Origin of the sequence: Salinicola halophyticus (genome assembly GCF_003206695.1) — a bacterium.
Taxonomy (GTDB): domain Bacteria; phylum Pseudomonadota; class Gammaproteobacteria; order Pseudomonadales; family Halomonadaceae; genus Salinicola; species Salinicola halophyticus.
The window spans coordinates 428534-447101 of the sequence record NZ_PZJN01000006.1 but is presented as its reverse complement, the minus strand read 5'-3'; the positions used below and the strand labels follow the sequence as shown (position 1 = coordinate 447101).

17 protein-coding genes are annotated in these 18568 nt (G+C 62.8%); 5 read left to right on the top strand and 12 right to left on the bottom strand.

All coding sequences use genetic code 11. From position 1 onward, the window contains the following. Positions 1-110 precede the first annotated feature (110 nt). Positions 111-704 (top strand): ADP compounds hydrolase NudE, encoded by a 594-nt coding sequence (gene nudE, locus DOM58_RS09865; protein ID WP_075562781.1) that lies wholly within the window; start codon positions 111-113, stop codon positions 702-704. Between the two features lie 213 nt (positions 705-917). Here the strand turns inward: nudE and DOM58_RS09860 are convergent, their stop codons facing one another. Continuing rightward, on the bottom strand, positions 918-1283 hold the full coding sequence (locus tag DOM58_RS09860; RefSeq protein ID WP_110692694.1) for a hypothetical protein: 366 nt from the start codon (positions 1281-1283) through the stop codon (positions 918-920). A 174-nt stretch (positions 1284-1457) separates the two neighbouring features. Continuing rightward, positions 1458-2354: a LysR family transcriptional regulator gene (locus DOM58_RS09855; RefSeq protein ID WP_223162155.1), complete on the bottom strand. Its 897-nt coding sequence runs from the start codon at positions 2352-2354 to the stop codon at positions 1458-1460. 271 nt (positions 2355-2625) lie between these two features. On the opposite strand from DOM58_RS09855, the gene DOM58_RS09850 reads away from it, so the two are divergent. Next, on the top strand, positions 2626-4203 hold the full coding sequence (locus DOM58_RS09850; RefSeq protein WP_110692692.1) for a UxaA family hydrolase: 1578 nt from the start codon (positions 2626-2628) through the stop codon (positions 4201-4203). Positions 4204-4298: 95 nt separating this feature from the next. On the opposite strand, the gene DOM58_RS09845 is transcribed toward DOM58_RS09850, so the two are convergent. Together DOM58_RS09845 and DOM58_RS09840 are read right to left on the bottom strand one after the other, a co-directional pair. Further along, positions 4299-5348 carry an oxidoreductase gene (locus DOM58_RS09845; RefSeq protein WP_110692691.1) on the bottom strand — a complete coding sequence of 350 codons (1050 nt, stop codon included), beginning with the start codon at positions 5346-5348 and terminating at the stop codon, positions 4299-4301. Positions 5349-5561: 213 nt separating this feature from the next. Beyond that, on the bottom strand, positions 5562-6821 hold the full coding sequence (locus DOM58_RS09840; RefSeq protein WP_110692690.1) for an acyltransferase family protein: 1260 nt from the start codon (positions 6819-6821) through the stop codon (positions 5562-5564). 452 nt (positions 6822-7273) lie between these two features. Between DOM58_RS09840 and DOM58_RS09835 the strand changes: the two genes are divergently transcribed. The 3 genes from DOM58_RS09835 to DOM58_RS09825 all read left to right on the top strand — a co-directional run bounded on the left by DOM58_RS09835 (position 7274) and on the right by DOM58_RS09825 (position 9825). Further along, the gene (locus DOM58_RS09835) at positions 7274-8041 is read left to right on the top strand and encodes an SDR family NAD(P)-dependent oxidoreductase (protein WP_110692689.1); all 768 of its coding nucleotides are present in this window, start codon (positions 7274-7276) and stop codon (positions 8039-8041) included. A gap of 160 nt (positions 8042-8201) precedes the next feature. After that, positions 8202-9119, top strand: coding sequence for a DMT family transporter (locus DOM58_RS09830; RefSeq protein ID WP_110692688.1), 918 nt, complete (start codon positions 8202-8204; stop codon positions 9117-9119). A gap of 88 nt (positions 9120-9207) precedes the next feature. Further along, on the top strand, positions 9208-9825 hold the full coding sequence (locus DOM58_RS09825) for an epoxyqueuosine reductase QueH (protein WP_245392219.1): 618 nt from the start codon (positions 9208-9210) through the stop codon (positions 9823-9825). Positions 9826-9885: 60 nt separating this feature from the next. Here DOM58_RS09825 and DOM58_RS09820 read toward each other — a convergent pair whose 3' ends face one another. From DOM58_RS09820 to ribBA, 8 genes are all read right to left on the bottom strand, one after another. Next, entirely contained in the window at positions 9886-10503 is a 618-nt protein-coding gene (locus DOM58_RS09820) for a LysE family translocator (RefSeq protein ID WP_110692930.1), read from the bottom strand. Between the two features lie 112 nt (positions 10504-10615). Continuing rightward, the gene (gene lon / locus DOM58_RS09815) at positions 10616-13045 is read right to left on the bottom strand and encodes an endopeptidase La (protein WP_110692929.1); all 2430 of its coding nucleotides are present in this window, start codon (positions 13043-13045) and stop codon (positions 10616-10618) included. A 164-nt stretch (positions 13046-13209) separates the two neighbouring features. Further along, the gene (locus DOM58_RS09810) at positions 13210-14541 is read right to left on the bottom strand and encodes a DUF945 family protein (protein ID WP_110692687.1); all 1332 of its coding nucleotides are present in this window, start codon (positions 14539-14541) and stop codon (positions 13210-13212) included. 270 nt (positions 14542-14811) lie between these two features. After that, positions 14812-15285 carry a phosphatidylglycerophosphatase A family protein gene (locus DOM58_RS09805; RefSeq protein ID WP_075562790.1) on the bottom strand — a complete coding sequence of 158 codons (474 nt, stop codon included), beginning with the start codon at positions 15283-15285 and terminating at the stop codon, positions 14812-14814. Beyond that, positions 15282-16253 (bottom strand): thiamine-phosphate kinase, encoded by a 972-nt coding sequence (gene thiL, locus DOM58_RS09800; protein WP_110692686.1) that lies wholly within the window; start codon positions 16251-16253, stop codon positions 15282-15284. Before thiL ends, DOM58_RS09805 begins: the two co-directional genes overlap by 4 nt. A gap of 1 nt (position 16254) precedes the next feature. Continuing rightward, a complete protein-coding gene (nusB, locus tag DOM58_RS09795) occupies positions 16255-16755 on the bottom strand; it encodes a transcription antitermination factor NusB (protein ID WP_075562792.1) in 501 nt (166 codons plus the stop codon). Further along, on the bottom strand, positions 16752-17234 hold the full coding sequence (ribH, locus tag DOM58_RS09790) for a 6,7-dimethyl-8-ribityllumazine synthase (RefSeq protein ID WP_075562793.1): 483 nt from the start codon (positions 17232-17234) through the stop codon (positions 16752-16754). The genes nusB and ribH overlap by 4 nt, the downstream gene beginning before the upstream one ends. Before the next feature lie 179 nt (positions 17235-17413). Continuing rightward, on the bottom strand, positions 17414-18547 hold the full coding sequence (gene ribBA, locus DOM58_RS09785; protein WP_110692685.1) for a bifunctional 3,4-dihydroxy-2-butanone-4-phosphate synthase/GTP cyclohydrolase II: 1134 nt from the start codon (positions 18545-18547) through the stop codon (positions 17414-17416). Positions 18548-18568: the final 21 nt, after the last annotated feature.

Here is an 18568-nt window from a genome sequence, read left to right as displayed (position 1 = left end):
CGTCCCGCAGGGACGCCACCCTCGCCTTCCGGGCGTTGAATGGGTATTTCCCACACGAGCAAGCGTCGATTATTGTACCTAAAGCAACCCGCCCGATGCACGGAGGCCGCATGGCGCCGACAGACTCTTCCTCGCCCCCCTCGATCAAGCCGTCGATTCTCGAGCGGCGCAACGTCGCCCAGAGCGAACTCTTCGCCATCGAGTCGCTCGATCTGCGCTTTGCCAATGGCGCGGAGCGCACTTTCGAACGCTTGAAAGGCAAAGGGCGGGGAGCGGTGATGCTGGTGGCGATGCCGGATCCGGATCATGTCCTGCTGATCCGCGAGTATGCTGCCGGTTTCGATGAATATACGTTGACGCTTCCCAAGGGACTGGTCGATCCGGGCGAAGACATCGTCACGGCAGCCAATCGCGAACTGATGGAGGAGTGCGGCTTCGGCGCCCATCGCATCGAGCCGCTGGTCGAGCTGTCGCTGGCTCCCAACTACATGAATCACCGCATCCAGGTGATGTTGGCCAGCGACCTCTACGAAAAGCGTCTCGAAGGGGACGAACCCGAGCCGTTGATCGTCGAAACCCACGCCATCGACGATATCACCGGGCTGCTGGCTCGCGACGACTTTCACGAAGGCCGCGCCATTGCCGCCCTGTTCATTGCTCGCGAGAAACTGCGTGGGGAGCGAGAATCCGAGAGCTGGTGGTAAGGCGCTCGTCTCCACTCATCTTGTCACCGCCCTTCCTGTCACCGCCCTTCCTGTCACTGCCCTTCCTGTCACTGCCCTTCTTGTCACAGCCCTTCTGGTTACAGTCCCTATAACGACGAACGCCCCGCTTAGCGGGGCGTTCGTGAACAGTAAACTAGGGAACTGCTGCGAGCATTACCTAGTCAACAGCGCTTGATCATCAGCGCTAGACGATCAGTTGGGATCGACGTCCTGCGCGGAATCGACGCCGTGGTTGTTTTCCATATCGTCCTGCATCTTGCCCTTGGCGGCGGACTTGTCCTGAGCCGTCGGGCCGTCGGCCTTGAGGCTGCCCGGCTGGGTATTGGCAGAACCGGTCTGCGCATTGTCAGTATCCGGCAGGCTATTCTCGGACGGCAATGAGCCCGTGCTTTCACCGGCTGCCGTGGCACCTTCAGCCTTGGTCGGCGCAGAGCCACCGGACTGTGTGTTGGCAGACCCGGTCTCGGGGCTGACGTCGGGCGCCTGATCCTGGGCAAATGCACCCGCGGTCGGCAGTGCGATCAGTGCGGCAAAAATGGCTGCGTTGAGCTTTTTCATGAGAATCCTCCGTAATTCATCCTGAAGTAGTGCCCGTCCAGCGACTGGATGTGGGTAGTAACCCGCTGATCCACACGCTTGCACTACTGACGACTGCTAGTGCTGCTGGTACTGCCTTGCCGAAACAAGTTATACAAAACTTAGTCATAAAACCGCGACTTGGCAAATTTCGTTTTATCGCTTCTCGGCGTCATAACATTCGATGAAGCGACGCGCCGCCGGCGACAACTCCCTGTCCCGCCGCCACAGCAATTCGAAGGCAGGATTGGGCGTGCGAAACCGGTAATTCACTCGTGCCACCCGCCCTCGCCCCACCTGTTCTCGAGCGATTCCCTCAGGCAGCAGTGCCAGTACGCCGGAGTCACGTTCCAGCATTGCCAGGATGGCGTAGGTCGATGAAATTTCGATCGAATGCACCGACTGCGACAGGCCGGCAGCGACGAACTCCTGCTCCAGCATCCGCGGCATGCTCACGGGGTAGACGATCCAGGCCTGCCGGGCCAGCGTGGTGAAATCCGGCTCTTCGATCGCGGCTAGCGCATGATGCGGATTGGCCACGACCCACAGCGGTTCGGGGAAATTGCCATGACTATGGTAGTCACCGGGGCGGCGACCGAAGTTGGAACGGCATAGCGCGACATCGATACGGCCCTGATCGAGCAGACGCAGCAGCCCTATGCTGGTGTCCTCGATGACCTGCAGCGATAGCGAAGGCTGTTCGGCACGCACCTTGACGATGGCTTCGACGATCGTCGCGATGGCGCCCATGGTGCCGCCGACCGCCAGATGCCCTCCGTAACCCTGCTGAATGCCGATCATCTCCTCGCGCAGATGCGCCACATCGGTCTGGATCAGCCTGGCATAGCGCACCACGCAGCGTCCCAGATCGTTGGTCTCCAGTCCGCGTGCACTCCGTGCGAACAGCGCCCCGCCCAGAGTCGATTCGATCTCGTTGAGCGCTCGCGTCGCACCAGGTTGGGAAATGCCTACCTGCTCGGCCGCCTTGTGGATGGATCCACATTCGTCGAGCGCCATCAACAGCCGCAGCTGGCGCAGACGGAGGCGCGACATCAACGTTTCCAACGTCGGGGGCATCGATGAAATCCCTTTATGGCGGGGCCGAGTGGTCAAGGCTTTCGATGAATCAAGACTTTCGATGGATCAAGACTTTAGAGGAATGCATGCACGTTATCACTCGATCAGCAACTCTCAGTAGTGGAAAGCACGTCGAAAGGATACCGTGTCGCCAGCCGCAAAAATCATGATAAATATCTGATTAAAAAAGAATTTAAACCAAAAGTCGCATAGACCAAAGTGGCAGCCGTAGCCGAGGAGCCAAGCCATGGCACTGATCGAACATACCACCGAGGCGCCCGCCTCGGTCATCCGATTGCATGAGCGCGACGATGTCGTCATCGCCCGTGTGCCGTTACCCAAAGACACCGAGGTGATGCCGGGCGTCATTCTGACGAGCGCCGTGCCGGCCGCCCACAAGATCGCGCTGCGCTCGCTTCAAACGGGGGACATGATTCGCCGCTACGGCCAGATCATCGGTCGTGCTACTCGACCCATCGCCGCCGGCGATCATGTTCACGTCCACAATCTCGGCATCGGCGATCTGGAAGGCACCGGCCACGAGCAGGGCTATTCGAAGGACTATGCCATCGGCACCGAAATCAATCCGGTCGAGCCAGTCGCCCCCGCCGCCACTTTCATGGGTATTCCGCGAGCGGACGGGCGCGTCGCGACCCGCAATTACATCGGCATTCTCACTTCGGTCAACTGCTCCGCCACGGTGGCTCATGCCATCGCCGACCATTTCCGCCGCGACGTCCATCCCGAGGCGTTGGCGCCCTACCCTAACGTGGATGGCGTGGTTGCCCTGACTCATGGCGTCGGCTGTGCGGTGGCCGCGGATGGCGAAGCGCTGGAGATGCTGCGCCGTACGCTCGCCGGCTACGCGCGCCACGCCAATTTCGCCGCCGTCCTGGTGATCGGACTGGGCTGCGAGACCAATCAGATCGATGCGCTGATCGAATCCCAGGGTCTAAAACCGGGACCCAAGCTGCACCCCTTCACCATCCAGCAGATCGGCGGCACTACCAAGGCCATCGCCGAGGGCATCCATCACATCAAGCAGCTGCTGAGAGAGGCCAACGAGATCGAACGCACGCCGTGTTCGGTGGAACATCTTCGCGTCGCTCTGCAGTGCGGCGGATCCGATGGTTACTCCGGCATCACCGCCAACCCGGCTCTGGGCGCCGCCGTCGATCGACTGATCGCCCACGGCGGTAGTGCCGTGCTCGCCGAAACACCGGAAGTCTATGGCGCCGAACACCTGCTGACACGACGAGCAGTCAGCCCTGCGGTTGCTCACAAGCTGATCGCACGCATTCACTGGTGGGAGGAGTTCTGCCGGGTTCGCGGGGCCTCGCTCGACAACAACCCCTCGGCCGGCAACAAGGCCGGCGGATTGACCACGATTCTCGAGAAATCGCTGGGAGCCGTCGCCAAAGCGGGCACCACGCCGCTGGTCGAAGTTCTCGAATATGCCGAGCCGATGCGCGAACGAGGTCTGGCGTTCATGGACTCCCCCGGATTCGATCCCGTCTCCGTCACCGGTCAGGTCGCCAGCGGCTGCAATCTGATCGCCTTCACGACCGGCCGTGGCAGCGCGTTTGGCTGTGCCCCGGTCCCTTCGATGAAGCTCTCGACCAACAGCGCCCTATGGCATCACCAGTCGGACGACATGGATATCAACTGCGGCGCCCTGCTCGACGGCGACATCGAGTTCGAGCAGCTCGGCGAACAGATCTTCCAGCGCTTTCTGACCCTGGCTTCCGGCGAACGCAGCCGCAGCGAACGTCACGGCTACGGCCAGCAGGAGTTCGTGCCCTGGCAGATCGGTGTCATCACCTGAACGTCGACGCGCCAACATTCAGTGCCTGACGCAAAACGCCTCGAGCCAGNNCTGGCTCGAGGCGTTCACGTTCAACGCGGAGATCGCTGCTCGGGTCAGGACAGCCTGACGACCTGCCCGGTTTCTGCGCTTTGAACACCGGCTTCCAGCATGCGCATGACTTCGAGCGCCTCTTGCGCCGTCACCGGGAGCGGAGCGACGCCCTGGATGGCGTCGCGGACACCGGCGTAGTAAGCCAGATAGTCACCCGCCAGGGTCGCAATCTCATGCAGCTCTGGCTGACCGCCCTCGCGCACCTGGCCGATCGTCATCATGCCGTGGCGCCAGTCCTCACCCCATTGTGGCGAGGGCAGCCGGTCGCCACGCTTGAGCATGTCTTCCTGCGGGTCGAGGCCGTGCTTAATGTAGCTCGCCCGGGTTCCGTGAACGGTAAAGCGGGCCCCGGGGGCCGGCACCAGCGTGCCGCCATGCAGGACCACTCGAGATTCGCCGTAGCGCAGCACCGCATGAAAATAGTCGTCGACCTTGGCACCTTCGCGCTGGCAGGCCAGATCGAGCGAGATCGACTCCGGCGTGCCGAACAGCACCAGGCTCTGGTCGAGCAAATGGGAGCCGAGATCGAACCAGGCACCGGCGCCGGGCGCGGGGTCCTCGCGCCAGCGCTGGACGACATCCGGCCGGAAGCGATCGAAATGCGATTCGAAATGCACGATCTTACCCAGCGAATGACTGTCGATGAGATCGCGCACCGTCAGGAAATCGGCATCCCAGCGCCGATTGTGAAAGACAGACAATAGACGCTCGGCCTTTTCGGCCTGAGCGCACAGCTTGCGCGCCTCGTCCGCCGTCACCGTAAACGGCTTGTCGACAACGACATGCTTGCCCGCCGCCAGCGCCTCGCTGACCAGCGGGTAGTGCGTGGCATTCGGCGTGGGAATGACGACCAGATCGATATCGTCGCGAGCGAACAGCGCCTGGGGTGTCGGCTCCACCGGCACGCTCGGCCAGTCGGCGTGGACCTTGTCGGCGTCTCGGCTCGCCACGGCGACCAGAGCAAGCCCGTCCTGGGCGGAGATCAAGGGCGCGTGGAAGCGTTTGCCGGCCATACCGTAGCCAACCAGCCCCACACCGATGGTTCCCTTCATGCAGAGGTCCCTTAAGATGAATTCGCGATCGCTTCGCGGGCGGTTCTACAGCCAGCTTTTGAGTCAAACCCGGCGAAGCACGTAATCGCTTAGGGTATCGCAACTTTTCGAGCAATGATCTCCCCAAAACGGTGGGGCCGATACCCACTGCAGGCTCGGTGATCTACGCGGCGATACCGGCACCGTCTTTCACCACCGGCTCCGCTTGCCATCTCAAGCCTTGGCGACAGCCAGTCTCTGCCGCCTCTGCTGCCACGCAACCGGCAGCCTCGCCTCCAGCCAATGGCGCATGGGCGCCACCACGAAGCGCTGCATCAATAGCGCCAGCACGACGATCAGCGCCAGATGAAAAACCATGGTCCAGAGCGGGATCGCGAATTTCAGCGCCGCGTTGCCGCTATCCACGACCCAGCCCTCGTGCCACCGCTGGAGCAGCCAGCGCGTGGCTCTGGCCGTTGGCCCGATCAGCGGCGTGTGCAACGCAAAGATGCACAGCGCCGACTCACCCAGCCGCTGCGCCCAGGCTCTTACCGTTGCGCTGTTCGGTGTCGCGAACGCACTCGCACTCAGCAACACCAGCGCCTGGAATGGCAACAGGAAGCCGTTGTGGGTCAGATAGTAGAGGTGCAATCCATCCAGCTTGAGCAGCCACACCCCGATCGGTACCCCGCACAGACCCAGCGCCAGCACCGGATAGCGGAAACGGCGGATCAGATCGCTCACGCGGTCAGACTGCCAGGCACGATAGAGGACGATCCCCGCCAGGAATTCGGGCAGCCGGAACAGGGGATTACGATGAAGAACGCCGACCGTGACGTAGTCGAACGCCCCCGCCAGGGTCGCCAACAGCGGTCCCAGCGCATAGAGTCCCCAGATGGCGACCAGTACCAGCCCCCAACGCTGAACACGCATGAGCCGGGGGGCCAGCCAGGGGAAACAGGCATAGAAGAAGAGTAACGCCGAGATCGACCAGGAGGCGCCGTTGAGCCACAAAAAGCGCGGCTCCCAGGCCTGCAGTAGCGTCAACTGCAAGGCGATGTGCTTGAGCGCCCCGGGCCAGGAGAGGCGCTCCGAAAACGCCGCCTGCGCTTCGTCACTCAGCGGATAGTAGGGGTGCGTATTGAAGTAGACATAGACCCCTTCGGGGCGGATGGGATATTGAAGCAGCAGCAGACCGATCGCCAACAGCATGGTGATGACATGGATCGGATAAAGATTGCAAAGCCGTTTGGCGACAAAGGCCGGGCCACGCATCTTCATCTCGCCGGCGTCGTCCAGCGCCACATGAGCGAGCAGAAAGCCCGACAGCATGAAGAACGTGCTGGTCGCGAAGAAACCCATGCCGATGAAACTTCTCAGCATATCGGGCATGCCGTCGTAGATGCCGCCGAAATGGTAGGCCACCATCCACAGCGCCATTAAAAACCGCAGCCACTCGAGACCGTAATAACGCTGCCGCTTGCTCGTGGCCATGATGCGACCTCCTTTCGGCGTCACCGCGAACGGCAGCAACCCGATCTGCAAGACAAGGCGAGAAAATCAGCCCTGTCGATATGAATGGCGCGGCCAGGACGACTGCCATCGAAGCGCCGAGACCGACTCGAAGGCATACTGAAGAGAGTTGAAATACCGATGCAGGACCCTATTTTTAGCCGCGCGAATGATGCCACCACTGCAAGCAAAGTGTAATCGAACGGCAACGAAAATCCTCTTTCGACACCGGGAATCACCGAGATTTACATAAATCTCGACGACTGTCGCCGACGACCGACACAATATCATCGTCGCGTGCCATGCACCGGGACGCGCCGGGATGCGCCGGGATGCGCTAATCTGGGACCAAGCGGTTCGTCATGGCAGCCAATCGAATATGCTGGCTGCCCGAATGCCCTTTACTCGCATGCTATCCATCGCCAGGAGTCACCATGAGTCAGCATCCCCCCATCGCTTTCATCACCGGCGCCACGTCAGGCTTTGGCCGCGCCTGCGCCCACCGGTTTGCCGAGGCCGGCTGGGCCCTGGTGCTGACCGGTCGCCGCCAGGACCGGTTGGAAGCGGTCAAGCAGCAGCTGCAGGATCAGGTCCCGGTGCATATCGCAACGCTGGATGTCCGCGAGCGTGACGGCGTTGCCAAGGTGGTGGAGGAACTGCCGGCGGCGTTCAAGGCGGTCAAGGTTCTGGTCAACAATGCGGGGCTGGCGCTGGGTGCCGGACCTGCCCAGGAGGCCAACCTGGACGACTGGCAGACCGTCATCGACACCAATATCACCGGACTGGTCAACGTCACGCGCACGCTGCTGCCGACATTGATCGATGTCGGCCGCGGTGCGGCGATCATCAATATCAGTTCTACGGCCGCGCTGTGGCCCTATCCGGGTAGCCACGTCTATGGCGCATCCAAGGCGTTCGTCAATCAGTTCTCCTACAACCTGCGCTGCGATCTCAAGGGAACCGGGGTTCGCGTCACCGACATCGCGCCGGGCATATCGGAAACCGAATTCACCCTGGTGCGGATGAAGGGCGATCAGAGCGCCCATGACAAGCTCTACGGCGGCGTCGAGCCGATCCAGCCGGAAGACGTAGCCGAGCAGGTTTTTCTCGCCGCGACCTTACCGCCGCATCTCAACATCAACCGTCTCGAGCTGATGCCGGTGTGCCAGTCGTGGGGCGGTCTCGCCGTCAACCGGGACTGACGGACGAATACCAGGGATGCCGAATAGACCCGCCTAGACAGTGCTGGAAATCCGTCGGCACGCGCCGCATGATGCTCCGTCACGCAGAGCCTCATGCGTCGCGCGGCGTCGCGCAAAGCGGATATCAACAACGACAACGCAATCGTAATCACGGATCGACATGACTGAATCTTCCCCTGCAGCGGCATCGTCCGCTCGCGAACGGCAACCGCTATGGCTCACCGCGGCCCCCGGGCTGTTCCTGTTGTTGTGGTCTCTGGGATTTCCGGTCGCCAAGATCGGCACGCAGCACGTCGATCCGCTGCTGTTTCTGGGGCTGCGATTCGTTCTCGTGCTGCTGATCATGTTGCCCGTCTGGCTGTGGCTGCGTCCACCCATGCCGACCCGACTCAGCGCCTGGGGCCATCAGGCAGTGGTCGGATTTCTGATCCAGACCGTCTACTTCGGCTGCTGCTACAGCGCTTTCGCACTGGGCAGCTCCGCCGGCGTCGTAGCGCTGATCGTGTCACTGCAGCCGGTACTGGTCGCCCTCGCCGCCCCGGCGATGGTCGGGGAAACCATCGGCACGCGACGCTGGATCGGTTTCGCACTGGGCCTGATCGGCGCCGTGGTGGTCATTCTGGGGCGCTCGACGGTGGAAGGCATCACCACCGGCGGGCTGTTGCTGGCGATCGCGGCCCTGATGGGGATGAGCGGCGCGACGCTCTACGAAAAGCGCTACGGCCAGCCGCTGCACCCGGTCAGTGCCAATCTCATCCAATACTTCACCGGGCTGATCACGACCCTGCCACTAATCGTATTGTTCGGTCACTTCACGCTCGAGTGGGATGGCGCACTCGTCGGATCCCTGGCCTATCTGGTCATCGGGAACTCGCTGATCGCCATCTCGCTGCTGCTGGCGATGATCCGGCGTGGCGAAGCCTCGCGGGTCTCGGCGCTGTTCTATCTGGTGCCGCCCTGCGCTGCCCTGTTCTCGTGGTGGCTGATCGACGAACCGATGCCGCCGATCGCCTGGCTGGGCATGGCCATCGCCGCCGCGGGCGTCGCCCTGGTCAGTAGCCCACCTCAACGCCGCTGAAGCAGACACTCGACGTTGACGACACAAGGCTCCCGACCCAACATGAGCGATGATTGAGAAATTGCTTAACCATCAGGCCGATCCCATCATGTCCACTGCCGACGAGCGCCAAGCGCTCCGCCTGCCCGAAGGGCACGCCAAGCTGCTACTTCACTCCTGCTGCGCTCCCTGCTCCGGAGAGGTCATGGAAGCGCTGCACGCGTCGGGTATCGACTACGCGATTTTCTTCTACAACCCGAATATCCATCCCAAGAAGGAGTATCTGCTGCGCAAGGAAGAGAACATTCGCTTCGCCGAGCAGCACGGCATTGAATTCATCGACGCCGATTACGATACCGACAACTGGTTCGCCCGCGCCAAGGGGATGGAGTTCGAGCCGGAACGCGGCATTCGTTGCACCATGTGCTTCGACATGCGTTTCGAACGTACGGCGCTTTACGCCAAGGAGAACGGCTACACGTTGATTTCCAGCTCGCTGGGCATCTCGCGCTGGAAGGACATGAACCAGATCAACGACTGTGGTCACCGCGCCGCGGCGCCTTACGAAGGAATCGAGTACTGGGATTACAACTGGCGCAAGAAAGGCGGATCGAAACGCATGATCGAGATCAGCAAGCGCGAGCGCTTTTATCAGCAGGAGTATTGCGGCTGCGTCTATTCGCTACGCGACTCCACCTCCACCGCAAGGCGCAGGGCCGCGACCTGATCCAGCTCGGCGTGCAGTACTACGGCGAAGACGAGTGACGAGGGCCGCTCGCCCTCCCCATCAGCTTTTCGCTATCAATAGCGCACCAGCGCCGATCATCAGCGAACCGGCGCCCCGGTTCAATCGGCGCTGCGCCCGTGGCGAACGCAGGGCTCTCCTAGCCCTGGCGGCACCGGCAGCGACCAGACAGAGCCCCGCCATCAGACCCGCGACCGTCAGCACGACCAACAGCGCCAGAGAGGAGCCGCCGAGCCGCTCCAGATCGACGAACGTGGGAAGAAAGGCGATATAGAACAGAATCACCTTGGGGTTGGAAGCGGAGATCAGGACTCCCTGCGCCACGCCGGCCAGATTGCCGCCAGATTTACCGGGCGATAACACCTCGGCGTTCTGCACCGGCGCTCTCCATAGCTTCCAGCCGAGATAGAACAGATACAGCGCGCCCAGGATTCGGATCACGCCAAAGAACTCGCCCCAGTGTTCGGCGATTGTCGCCAGGCCGAACGTCGCGAGCAGCAGATAGAGCACGTCGCTGATCGTCATCCCCACCGCCATCGGCAGGCACCGGCGAAAGCCGGCATTCACACCCGTGGCGATCAAGGCGAACACGCCCGGCCCGGGGGTGATGGCAAACAGGAAGATGGCCAGCAGGTAGGTGGTGGCGCTCTCGATGGTCATGGCGTTCAGCAATCCGATATCGATGAGCGCTGATTGTCTACTTCGAAAAAGGGGCAGCGCAAGTGCGCTGCCCCTTTAAAGCCCCTACTAGATACCGCCGGTTGTCGACGCTTCAGCGGCCGAACACGATCTTGGCCACGTCCGGGTAGACCTTGGCGAAATGCACGGTCATTCCCGCCTTGAGATAATCCGGCAACTCATCGTAGTCGCGCTTGTTGGCCTCCGGCAGAATCAACTCGAAGATGTCGCTACGACGCGCAGCGATGACCTTCTCGCGGATACCTCCGACCGGCAGCACCTGCCCGGTCAGCGTCAGCTCGCCGGTCATCGCCAGCGGCCGGTCGATGCTCTGATTGCGGGCCAGCGACATCAGCGCCGTGGTCATGGTCACACCGGCGGATGGACCATCCTTGGGCGTCGCGCCCTCGGGCACGTGCAGGTGGATGAAGGCCTCGTTGAAGAAGCCGGCATCGGCGCCGTATTCGCCCAGGTGTCCCAGCGTGTAGCTGTAGGCGATGTTGGCCGACTCCTGCATCACCTCGCCCAGCTTGCCGGTCAGCTTGAAGCCACGCGTCAGGGCGTGCACCTTGGTGGCCTCGATGGGCAGCGTTGCCCCGCCCATCGAGGTCCAGGCCAGGCCAGTCACCACGCCCACGCCCTTGAGTACCTTCTCCTTGCGGAACAGCGGCGCGCCGAGGAACTCTTCCAGGTTATTGACCGAGACCTTGACCGTCTCCTGGTCCTGCTCGAGCATCTTGACCGCCGCCTTGCGCACGATCCGGTGCAGCTGCTTCTCCAACTGACGTACGCCCGCTTCACGCGCGTAGCCTTCGATCACCTGCCTGAGCGCGGTATCGGTCAGGTTGATGCGCTTTTTCGGAATCCGGTCCCGCTTCAGCAGCTTCGGCCACAGATGATGCTTGGCGATCGCCACTTTCTCTTCGGCGATATAGCCGGATAGCCGGATCTGCTCCATTCGATCGAGCAGCGCCGCCGGAATGGTATCGAGCTGGTTGGCGGTGCACACGAACAGCACCTTGGAGAGATCCAGGCGCACGTCGAGATAGTGATCGAGGAAATCGACGTTCTGCTCCGGGTCGAGCACCTCGAGCAGCGCCGAAGCCGGGTCGCCCTGAAACGACTGCCCCATCTTGTCGATTTCGTCGAGCATGATCACCGGGTTCTCGACCTCGACCTCCTTGAGTGCCTGCACCAGCTTGCCCGGCATCGCGCCGATGTACGTGCGCCGGTGGCCCTTGATCTCGGCCTCGTCGCGCATGCCCCCCACCGAGAAACGGTAGAACTTGCGACCCAAGGCATCGGCGATCGAGCGACCGACGGATGTCTTGCCGACGCCGGGCGGGCCGACGAGCAGCACGATCGAGCCGCCGACGTCACCCTTGAACGAGCCTTCGGCCAGGAACTCGATGATCCGTTCCTTGACGTCGCTGAGCCCGTCATGATCGCGATCGAGCACGCCACGCGCGCGCTTGAGATCGAGCTGATCCTGCGAGGTGATGCCCCACGGCAGCGAGGTCAGCCAGTCGAGATAGTTGCGGGTGGTGCCGTACTCCGGCGAGCCGGTCTCCAGTACCGACAGCTTGTTGAGCTCGTCGTCGATGCGCGTCTGCACCCGCTCGGGCACCTGCAGCGCCTCGAGTCGGTCGCGGAAGGTGTCGACGTCGCTCTCGCGATCGTCCTTGGAGATGCCCAGCTCTTTCTGGATCACCTTGAGCTGCTCGCGCAGGAAGAATTCGCGCTGGCGCTCCTGCATCTGCGAGTTGACCTGCTCGCTGATCTGATTCTGCAGCTGGGCGACCTCGATCTCCTTGCGCAGCAGCGGCAGTACCTTCTGCATCCGATCCATGATCGGCAGCGTCTCGAGCACGCTCTGCAGCTCGCGCCCTTTGGCCGAGGTGATGGCGGCGGCAAAATCGGTCAAAGGCCCGGGCTCGTGGGGGCTGAAGCGGTTGAGATAGCTCTTCAGCTCTTCCCCGTAGAGCGGATTGATCGGCAGCAGCTCCTTGATGCCGTTGATCAGCGACATCGCGTAGGCGCGGGCTTCCTCGGCTTCGGCATCGACCGGCTCCCGGGGATAGGAAACCTCGACCAGATACGGCGGCGTCTTGGAGAGCCAGCGATGAATGCGAAAGCGCCGCACACCCTGGGCAATGAACTGGATCTGGTGTTCTTCGTTCTGGTTGCGGTGGACCTTCACCGCCGTGCCGATCTCGGGAAAGCTTCCCGGCCCCAGCTCGTCCATGCCCACGTCGCCCACGAACGCCACCCCCACCATGTGATGGGGCGTGTTGCCGACTCGCTTCATGGTCTCTTCCCAGCGCTGGCGCTGAATGATCAGCGGCTGCACCTGGGCGGGAAAGAACGGACGATTGTGAATGGGGAGGAGATAGATCCGCTCCGGCAGGGAGTCGCCGGACGGTACGATAGCACCGCGAGGCGAGTGCTGCGCCTCCCCATCGGCATCGATCGACTCCTGGCTGGTATCGAAAGTGTCCGCGGAATCCCGATTATGTTCGCTCATCATTCACCCTGAGTTCGTGGCCAGTTCTGGCCGAATGATCAAGGGATGCGGGCAGCGAGGCAGGAGTTCAAGGTAAAGGCACGGGATTAGGGCATAAATAGACAGGCCGGACTCGAGGGCCCGGCCTGTCTGAAACTCCATTTCCGTCGATTCAGCGAAACGAGCTACGGCAACAGCGGCATCTGCTGGCCGTTGATTTCGAGTACGCCGTCTGCGAGTTTTATCTGCAACGGATCGCTGCTCATCGGCAGACCGAGGTACATCAGCAGTATTGCCGGTGCGCCATCGAGCGTCAGTTGCCCATCGAGCCGCCGGGTCAGTTCGCGTCCCATTGCCTCGTCGCCCATCGTATCGAAATTCCAGCTTTCGATGCCGTTGCCATCGATACCCAGCTCGCCCTGGCCACGCATCTTCATCCCCAGCATCGGGCTGTTGGCGGTAAGGCGATCCAGCGAAAGACGGGGCGATCCTGCCAGCAACTTTTTCATCGACGGTCGCAGCGGCGCCATTGCGGACTCGAGCGCCTGATCGTCGTCGGCGTCGATGGCCGCCTGAATCCGGGGCAGGTTGTCGTCGAGTGCCGCTGCCAGCCCGCGGTAACCATCGCCATCGACATGATCCAGGGTCAGCTCGAGGCCACCGTTGAACATCGACTGGTCCCGCATCCGGGTATCGCCGACATCCGCCTGCACATGCAGCGTCAACTGCTGCGGGTCGAGCTTGGCATCCAGCGTATAGCCGAGATCCTTGCTGACCACGCTCGGACCGCCGGCGGGCGTGACCGTGGCGGCGGCGATGGCAAGCGTCACCGACTGCTGGAACGCCTGCTCGTCGCCTGCGAACGTGCCGGATAGCGTGGTGTTCTCGATCAGAATATCGCTCCGATCGTCGGCCAGTCGCAGACTCGGTGCCTGGCCGTTCAGGGTAACCTTGTCGCCCGCCTGCTCGATGTCCATCTCGAACCCGTCGAACTCGAGCTGCATGTCGCGGGGCGCGGTGGTCTCCCCGGCGCCGCCCTCTCCAGGCACTTCACCAGGCACTTCACTTGCCGGTACGCTGACGGTCTGCGAGAAGCCGGGTAACGTGAAGTGCGCCTCCAGTTTCTGGTCGCGGGTCAGAAAGCGTCCGTGCCAGGTCAACGGCCCCTCGCTCTTGAGCACGTCACCGAATAGCGTCTCGCCGTCGCTGCCCCTCACCTGAGCTTCGCCATCAAGAGTCGTTTCCAGCAGGCCATGGCCAGCCTCGTACGGCACTTCGACCAGGACCGGATCGGCATCGGTCGACGCCATATAGCGTGCCTCGATCCGACCGCTGGAGTGAAACCAGCCGCTGTCGATATCGTCGCGCGACACCTGCCAACCGGGCCGGGCGTCGAGTCTCGCGACCAGCTTGTCGATCTCGCTATCGAAACGCTGGCTGGAATAGGCCTGCGCCCCCAGGTAGCCGCCGCCGGCCAACACGATCACGACCGCTCCTGCGATCATCCATTTACGCATGCACTGCTCCGGACGTTGACGATAGAAACGCTGTTAGGGAACCACTGCATAAATGCCTGCACGCGCGAATGGCTGCGTTGCACGGTACCGGTGCGCCGGTCCGATCGGAACTCGCCTAACCCCATGTCATGTCTCGTTCTCTGCGGACCGTGCGCCTTGCCCTTCATCGCCTTCAGCAATTTATTCAGCGTTTCCTTAGATCCACACTGACTCGGCCTGCATGGGGCGTCGTCTTGTTTCGCTCGTGGCTCCTGGCTCCTGACTCCTGACTCAGTGCAGCCAGAACCACAGATGCATCGTGCTCCAGGCGTAGACGCCGGCCAGGATGTCATCGAACATGATGCCGATCCCTCCCGCAACGCGACGATCGACCCAGCGGATCGGCCAGGGCTTGAGAATGTCGAACACGCGGAACACCACGAAACCCCACAACGCGGCCTCCCAGGAGAACGGCACCGCCGCCATGGTCAGCCAGTAACCGACGAACTCGTCCCAGACGATGCCGGAATGATCGTGAACGCCGAGGTCGCGAGAGGTGGTCTCGCAAAGCCAGATGCCGACCAGCGTCGCGATGCCCATCAAGCCCAGATAGATCGTCAACGGCAGACCCGAGAGCAGCCAGTAGAACGGAATCGCGGCCAGGGTGCCGAAGGTTCCGGGCGCGAACGGCACCGCGCCGCTGCCCAGCCCAAAGGCCAGGAAATGTGTCGGACGGCGCCAGACGCTCGAAGGAGCCCGATTCATGAGACGACCTCCGGGAAGTGGTCCCAGCCGCGGTGCGCCAGATAATGCGGCGCAACTCCCTCGATGCCTTCACCGGCAACGACTCGGCCGATGGGCGTCAACGGCAGATGCAAAGGCGCGAGCCGGCGCTGGGCCTCGGCCAGATCGGCGGCCGAAAGCGTTACCAGCAGTTCGTAGTCGTCGCCGCCATTGAGGACCCGCTCGCGGACATCGTCCAGCTCAAGAATCGCCCGCAGCGGCGTCGCCAGCGGCAAGGCCTCGACGTCGAGCCGAGCGCCGACACCGGACGCCGCCAGCACGTGCCCCAGATCCGCCAGCAGGCCATCGGAAACGTCGATCGCGCTGCTGGCCAGCCCCCGCAACGCTTCACCGGCCGCCAGGCGTGGCTCTGGGCGTAGATAGGCCTCGAGCAACGGGTGATCGGACTCCTGCTCGCCGCGCTGCCAACGCTCGAGCCCGGCGGCGGCACGACCGGGATAGCCGGTCACCGCGATCAGATCGCCCTCCCGCGCGCCGCTACGCCGCAATGCCGTGCCGGACGGAAGCTCGCCATGCACTGTCACGCCGATCGTCAGCGGACCTCGCGTGACGTCGCCGCCGATCAGTTCGCAACCGCTGCGGTCGGCCAGTTCACGAAAGCCCTCGGCGAACGCCGCCAGCCATTCGGCATCGGCCGCGGGCAGCGTCAGCGCCATGCAGCACCAACGCGCCTTCGCGCCCATCGCCGCAAGATCGCTCAAGGCAACGGCCAGGGCCCGATGACCGATGGCCGCCGGCGGGGCGTCTTGGGGAAAGTGGACATCGACCACGGACGTATCGACGCTGATCGCCAGCTGATGCCCGGGAGACGGCGTCAGCACGGCGCAGTCGTCGCCGTTTCCGACGACGACGTCGCTACGCTCCGGCGCCGCGGGGCGCGACAGGTAGCGTGCGATCAGCTCGAATTCGCTCGACGAAGCGCGATTCATATCAACGACGGCGAGCAGCGACCTCGGCGCCCCGAAGTCGCGAGGCGAGCTTGTCGAGAGTGCCGTTGACGTATTTGTGACCATCGGTCGCGCCAAAGATCTTGGCCAGCTCGACCCCTTCGTTGATCACCGCGCGGTAGGGAACTTCGGGACGATGCTTCAGCTCGTAGGCGCCGAGGCGCAGAATGGCGAGTTCGATCCGGTCGAGGTCTTCCAGCCGGCGGTCGAGCAGCGGCGCGATGGCCGCGTCCAGCTCGGCTTTCTGGTTGGCGGTATTGTGCAGCAGGTCATGGAACAGCGCCTGGTCGGCGATCTGCATCACCTTGTGCCAGTTTTCGTGATCCTCGAGATCGTCATCGCCGACCTGAGCGCGAAATTCGGCCTCGACGGCGGTGATCGACTTGCCGGTCATCTGCCACTGATAAAGACCCTGAACGGCCAGTTCGCGGGCGGCGCGGCGCGATTCCTGAGCCGGTGACGGCTGCCGTGACGGTGTACTCATGCCTCGCCTCCCAGTCGCTTGAACAGAGATACCATTTCCATTGCCGCCATCGCCGCTTCGGTGCCCTTGTTGCCGGCCTTGGTGCCAGCGCGCTCGATCGCCTGATCGATCGAATTGACCGTCAACACGCCGTTGGCGATCGGGGTTCCGAACTCGAGTTGCAAGCTGCTGAGCGAAGCATTGCAGTTGCCCGCCACATATTCGAAGTGCGGTGTGCCGCCACGAATCACCGCCCCCAGCGCCACCACGGCGTCGGGTCGAGAAACCTGCAGCACGCGCTTGACCGCCAGCGGCAGTTCCCAGGCGCCCGGAACATGAATCAGCTCGATGTTCTCTTCACTGACGCCATGGCGCGTCAGGCTGTCGACGGCACCTTCGACGAGGCTATCGACGACGTGGTGATTGAAGCGTCCCACGACGATGGCGTAGCGGCCATCGACATCGGTGAACTGACCTTCCAGTTGAGCGATCGGTTGCATTGTCGGTTTCCGGATACACTGCGCCAGGTTCATCACGCATTCGAACCTGACACACGATAAAACAGTCTGATTGGCCGGCGCCAGACGCTGGCGCTCGGCGCGCGAAGCCGGCCATCTTACCATGGCCGCGCGGCCTGGCTATCCTCACCAGGATTGCGAGATCTCGACTCTTGCTTCGCTCAGGCGTCGCCGCTGACCAGCTCGACCACTTCCAGATCGAAACCGGACAGCGCGGAGAAGCGCCACGGCGAACTCAAAAGCCGCATCTTGCCGACGCCGAGCTGACGCAGGATTTGCGCGCCGGTGCCGATCGACAGGAAATTCCCCGAGCCGTCGGAGGCGCTGGAACGCGGTGAAGCGCGCCGCCCCAACAGCACATCGAGCTGCTGTTTGAAGTCGCCCTCGGGACGGGCATCGTCGAGCAGCACGAACACGCCGGCTTCCGCCCGAGCGATCTCGGCCAACGCGGTATGAGCCGTCCAGTGGCTGTCCCCCCGGCATAGCGCCAGCAGGTCACGAAGCGTATCCCCGCCATGCACGCGCACCGTCGTCGCCGAGTCGCGCTCGGGTTTGCCCTTCACTAGCGCCAGGTGATGCTTGTCCTGAATGGTGTCGTGGAACACGTGCAGCATCATCTCGCCGAAGGCGGTCGTCACAGGGGTCTGCTCCACCGCGTCGACGGTGCGCTCGTTGAGCATGCGATAGTGGATCAGATCGGCAATGGTGCCGATCTTGATGTCGTGCTCGGCGGCGAAGTGCTCGAGTTCCGGACGCCGCGCCATGCTGCCGTCGTCGTTCATGATCTCGCAGATCACGCCGGTCGCCTCGAACCCGGCCATGGTCGCCAGATCGCAGGCTGCTTCGGTATGGCCGGCCCGACGCAGCACGCCACCCGGCTCCGCCATCAGCGGGAAGATATGACCCGGCTGAACGATATCTTCCGGCCTGGCGCCACGCGCCGCCGCCGCACGCACGGTGAGCGCGCGATCGGCAGCGGAGATACCCGTGGAGACGCCGTTGGCAGCCTCGATGGAAACGGTGAACTTGGTGCCGTAGCCGGAACCGTTGTCACTGACCATCAACGGCAGCTTCAACTGCTGGCAGCGCGCCTTCGACATTGGCTGGCAGATCAGCCCGCGGGCGTGCCGCGCCATGAAATTGATATGCTCGGCCTCGACGCACTCGGCCGCCATGATGATATCGCCTTCGTTTTCGCGATCCTCGTCATCCATCAGGATGACCATCCTGCCCTGCCGAATCTCTTCGATCAGGACCTCGATGCGGGCCAGCTGGCTCGGTTGCGCTGTCGTCATTGCTGATTCGTCCACGGAATT